The organism is Halolamina salina (assembly GCF_042678005.1).
GTDB classification, from domain to species: Archaea; Halobacteriota; Halobacteria; order Halobacteriales; family Haloferacaceae; genus Halolamina; species Halolamina salina.
Map to the genome: position 1 here is coordinate 7119 of NZ_JBHUDH010000101.1, position 4485 is coordinate 11603.

Consider the following 4485-nt stretch of genomic DNA (forward strand, 5'->3'; position numbering starts at 1 on the left):
GGGGTTGCCGCCGGCCTGGATCGAGCGCACGGTGGTCGTCATGGGCCGCCACTCGCTCTCGCCGCCCTCCTCGACCTCGCGGCCGGGGCGGAGTTCGATCTCGTCGTCCTCGCGCAGAGTGCCCTGTGCGAGCGAGCCACCGACGACGCCGCCGAGCAGCGAGTCGGCGGTCGTCCCCGGCTTGTTGATGTCGAAGCTCCGTGCCACTAACATCCGGGAGTCGGCGGTGGGGTCGCGCTCGGGCGTCGGGATCTCGCGCTCGATCGCGTCGATCAGCAGGTCGATGTTGACCTCCTGCTGGGCGCTGATCGGGACGACCGGCGCGTCCTCGGCGACGGTGCCCTCGACGAACTCCTGAATCTGCCGGTAGTTCTCTCGCGCCCGTTCGCCGTCGACCAGGTCGACCTTGTTCTGGGCGATGACGACGTTCTCGATGCCGATGATGTCCAGCGCCATGAGGTGCTCCTCGGTCTGGGCCTGGGGCACGTCCTCGGTGGCGCTGACCACCAAGACGGCGCCGTCCATGATCGCCGCGCCGGCGAGCATCGTCGCCATCAGGGTTTCGTGCCCCGGCGCGTCGACGAACGACACGTCGCGGACGATCTCGGTGTCGACGTCGTGCTCGTCGCAGTGCTCCTCGACCGTGTAGCACTCGGGCTTCTCCTCCTCGGGGCACCGACGCAGCGTCGCGTCGGCGTACCCCAGTCGGATGGAGATACCCCGCTTCATCTCCTCGCTGTGCTTGTCGGTCCACGAACCGCTCAGCGCCTGCACGAGCGTGGTCTTCCCGTGGTCGACGTGGCCGACCAGTCCGATGTTCACCTCCGGTTGTGTTGAGTTCTCCGTCACCATATGACCTCCTGAGAGGAATTCTACCCTAAATTCACCCCGAGCGACTGATAAAGGTGCTGTTCTCCGGGCCTCGCGGCGGCCGCGTCGGTCGGAGAGACGCGCTTTTGTCCGCCGCCCGCCCACGGCCGTCCGTGGAGGTCGCCTTCGAACTCGCGCTGTCGGCCCGCCTCGAAGCCGCGACCGACTGGATCGTCGCCCGCCAACTGGGCGCCGCCGTCGAGACCCCCGGCGCCCGCGTGATGGACACCGTCGGCATCGTCCCCACCGACGCGGTGACGGACCGCGCCGCCGTCACCAGCGAGACGATCCCCCCGCTCGCGATCGAGGGCGAGGTCGGCGCCGGCGAGGCGGTGCCCGTCACCGAGGCGCTCGACTGCGGCCCCGAACGCGCCGCGGCCATCGCCGAGCGTGCCGCCGAACTGGGCTTCTTCGAGCGCGAGCGCCGCGGCGGGCGCACGTACGTCCGACAGACGGCGCGCTACCCCGACTGGATCGACCGACTCGTCGGGGTCGAGAACAAGCCCGATCTCGGCCGCCCGGGCGACCTCGACTTCCAACTCCGGTTCGACGTCGAACTCGCGCTGTTCGACGAGGTGTGGCTCGCGACCGAGAGCTACGTCACCGGCGCCCACCTGAACCGAATCCCCGACCCCGTGGGCGTCTGGCGATTTGACCCCGAGACGGGCGAGCGTGAGACGATCCGCGAGGCGTCGCCGCTTCCCGTCGACGAGCCGGGCGTCGAACTCCGCGCCGAAGAACCGCTCCGGACCGACGTAGCGATCGTCGACGCCGACGCGAAGGCCCGCCAGCGCCGCCGGATCGCCGAGCGCGCGTGGGGGAAGGGGTGGCGGCCCGAATCGTTCCCGGGCTGTACGCGGTGCTCGGCGACGGAGGCGGGCGTTCCGTACTGCTCGTTCCACGACCGCCCGGTCGCGCCGTCGATGGACTGCGGCGCCGACTGTCCGGGGTACGAACCCGGGGAGGAGCCGGCGGTCGATCCCGACGAACTGCGCGACGAGCGGAGCCACTGGGTCCGCGATCCCTCGGGCGTCGGCCGCGAGCAGGCGGGACTGGATCAGTTCTAACGGTCGTTCACAGTTCGTACACCTCGCCGTCGACGGCCAGCGGCTCCTCGAACGCCTCCTCGGGCGGGTAGTAGTGCGCGAGGTGGACGAGCCGCGTTTCGTCGGCGTTCAGGTCCTCGCCGAGTTGGATCGCCCCCTCGCGGGTCATGTGCTTCGTACCGAACGTCATCGGCACGTCGTCCACGAAGTCCGAGCCGCCCATGGGGTGTTTCGGCGCCAGCGACGCCGGCACGATCGCGTCGGCCAGCAGGAGATCCGGGTCCCGGAGCGCGTCGCGACTCTCCTCGGGGATGTCGTAGCTCGTGTCGCCCGACAGCGAGAGCTTTGCGCCCGTCTCCGGGTCCTCGACGGCCAGCCCGTAGCACGCCATCGGGGGGTGTTCGACGGGAACGAGCGTGAGTTCGAACCCGCAGACCGAGAAGGTGGAGAAAGGCTCCTGTCCGAAGACCTCGACCACGTCGAGGTAGTCGTAGCGCTCCCGGATCGAGTCGGCGACGCTCTCGCCGGTGAACGGGTCGACCTCGCTGGCGGCGTGGACGGGCAGATCGTCGAGCAGGCGATAGAAGTTCCCCAGTCCGTCGAGGTGATCGAAGTGGATGTGGGTGACGACGGCGGCGTCGGGGAGGGCCGCGCCCGTGGCCTCGAACTGCGAGCGGAAATCGGGCGAAGCGTCGATTAGGAGACACTCGCCGGTACGCTCGTTCTCGACGTGGACCGAGAACCGCGAGCGCTCGACCCCGCGCTCGCGGGCGCGCTCACAGGTCGCACAGTCACAGCCGACCGTCGGGGTGCCGGTGGTGTCGCCGGTGCCGAGGAGGGTGACGCGCATTCACGTCGAGAGCGGCGGGCCGAGAACTTAGTGGTCCGGGTCGGCGTGGGCGAAGACGAACTCCTTGAGCAGTTTGCCCGCCAACGCCGCGGCCTGTCCGTCGTCGCGGTCGTTCACCTCGACGGCGTCGAAGCCGACGGCGTTCGGTGCGACCTGCCGAACCACGTCCCGAATCTCCCGCGCTGAAAGCCCGAACGGCTCCATCGTCCCCGTCCCGGGTGCGACCGAGGGGTCCGCGGCGTCGATGTCCACCGAGAGGTAGACCGACTCCTCAGCGAGGTCGGGCGTCCACTCGCTCACGTCTTCGGGCGGCACGACCGTCACGTCGTCGCGCTCGGCGCGCTCCCACTCGGCCTCGGAGCCGGTGCGGGCACCGAGGATCACCGCACGGTCAGCGATCCCGTCGATCGTCGCGAGCGGTTCGTCCTCGGGGTCGCCGTCGAGCGCGCGTCGCGTGACGGCCGCGTGGCTCCACGGATTGCCGTCGTACGCCTCGCGGAGGTCGAGGTGGGCGTCGAGGACGACCAGCACGTCGGGGTCGGTCGCGCGGACGCCCGCGGCGGTGACCGTGTGCTCGCCGCCGAGCAGCAGCGGCGTCACGTCGTCGCGAACGAGATCGGCGAGGCTGCCGCCGAGGAACTCGAGGTACTCGGGGGCGTCGTCCCACGCCCGCACGTCGCCGGCGTCGTGGACGCCCAACTCGGAGAACTGCTGGTCGGTGCGGCGGTCGTAGTCGTCGTAGGACGCGGCGAACCGCCGGATCTGTTCCGGGCCGAACCGGGCTCCCGGCTGGAACGTCGTCGAGACGTCGAGCGGGGCGCCGACGACCGCGTAGTCGGCGTGCTCGCGCTCGGCGACGGCGCCGGGGAACCCCATCACACGATCTTCCGCTGGCCCTCGTACTCGAGGTACTCGATCTCGTCGTCCGGCTCGAGCTCCTCGTCCTCGGGGACGCGCATCGTGAACGTCTCGTAGGTGTCGAGGTCCATGATCTGGGCGTCGTTGCCCTCGACGGAGACGACCTGCCCGCCCTTGCGCTCGACGATCGGGACCCAGATCTTCGCGTCGACGGGCTGGGAGAGGCTCCGCTTCTTCCCGTCGAACACGCCCTCGCCCTCGACGCGGGCCTTCGCGCTGCCGTGCTTGCCCGGCTTGGCCGTGCTGTAGTGGTTGATCTCGCAGGGGGCGTCGTCCATCATCACGTAGCTCCCCTCCTGCAGTTCACGCACCTGCTTCTGCTCTTTCGCCATGCTTGCGGATTCCCGGGTGAGCGGTATAAACCTCTTGGAACGGGCCGGGAGGCGCCGTGGACGCGGTTCGGCCGATCAGTCGAGTTCGATCGATCGGTCGTGGAGTCCCTGGAAGCGCGCGAGCGTCTCCGAGGTGAGCACCCCCGGATCGACGCCGGTGACGTGCCGGAACTGTCGCTCCCGGGCGCGGCCGACGAGGTGGGAGAACAGGCGGTAGAGCTTCCCCTCCTCGTTGTACATCAACAGCGTCCCCAGCCCGTCGACGACGACCCAGCCCGCTCCCTCGCGCAGGTAGCGCTCGCCGCGGGAGAACTGGATGCTGATCCCCGTCAAGTCCGACGGCGACACCCGCTCGGCGACCCAACAGGGGCCGCCGTAGCGCACCGGCGACGCCGACACCGGGACGATCCCGACGTCCGCGGGATCGCCGCCGCCGGCCCTGACCGCCTCCTCGACGCGTCCGGGCGCG

At 70.1% G+C, this 4485-nt stretch carries 5 protein-coding genes and 1 pseudogene; 1 reads left to right on the forward strand and 5 read right to left on the reverse strand.

Annotation, left to right across the window (positions count from 1 at the left end; genetic code table 11):
- Nucleotides 1-852 (reverse strand): annotated as a pseudogene (locus tag ACFR9S_RS09320) (translation initiation factor IF-2 subunit gamma); the annotation flags it as partial.
- A gap of 131 nt (nucleotides 853-983) precedes the next feature.
- On the opposite strand from ACFR9S_RS09320, the gene ACFR9S_RS09325 reads away from it, so the two are divergent.
- Nucleotides 984-1937: a DUF5787 family protein gene (locus ACFR9S_RS09325; protein ID WP_379818485.1), complete on the forward strand. Its 954-nt coding sequence runs from the start codon at nucleotides 984-986 to the stop codon at nucleotides 1935-1937.
- A gap of 7 nt (nucleotides 1938-1944) precedes the next feature.
- On the opposite strand, the gene ACFR9S_RS09330 is transcribed toward ACFR9S_RS09325, so the two are convergent.
- The 4 genes from ACFR9S_RS09330 to ACFR9S_RS09345 form a co-directional block, all read right to left on the reverse strand.
- A complete protein-coding gene (locus ACFR9S_RS09330; protein WP_379732705.1) occupies nucleotides 1945-2766 on the reverse strand; it encodes an MBL fold metallo-hydrolase in 822 nt (273 codons plus the stop codon).
- A 27-nt stretch (nucleotides 2767-2793) separates the two neighbouring features.
- Nucleotides 2794-3642: an arginase family protein gene (locus ACFR9S_RS09335; RefSeq protein WP_379818486.1), complete on the reverse strand. Its 849-nt coding sequence runs from the start codon at nucleotides 3640-3642 to the stop codon at nucleotides 2794-2796.
- Nucleotides 3642-4016: a translation initiation factor IF-5A gene (locus tag ACFR9S_RS09340; protein ID WP_379732985.1), complete on the reverse strand. Its 375-nt coding sequence runs from the start codon at nucleotides 4014-4016 to the stop codon at nucleotides 3642-3644. Before ACFR9S_RS09340 ends, ACFR9S_RS09335 begins: the two co-directional genes overlap by 1 nt.
- Nucleotides 4017-4091: 75 nt before the next feature.
- On the reverse strand, nucleotides 4092-4485 hold a 394-nt coding region (locus ACFR9S_RS09345; protein WP_379818487.1), incomplete at its 5' end, for a DUF7504 family protein.

Coding starts and splice junctions, on each gene's coding strand:
- ACFR9S_RS09330 (WP_379732705.1), bottom strand. CDS start 2,766: ATGCGCGTCACCCTCCTCGGCACCGGCGACACCACCGGCACCCCGACG.
- ACFR9S_RS09335 (WP_379818486.1), bottom strand. CDS start 3,642: ATGGGGTTCCCCGGCGCCGTCGCCGAGCGCGAGCACGCCGACTACGCG.
- ACFR9S_RS09340 (WP_379732985.1), bottom strand. CDS start 4,016: ATGGCGAAAGAGCAGAAGCAGGTGCGTGAACTGCAGGAGGGGAGCTAC.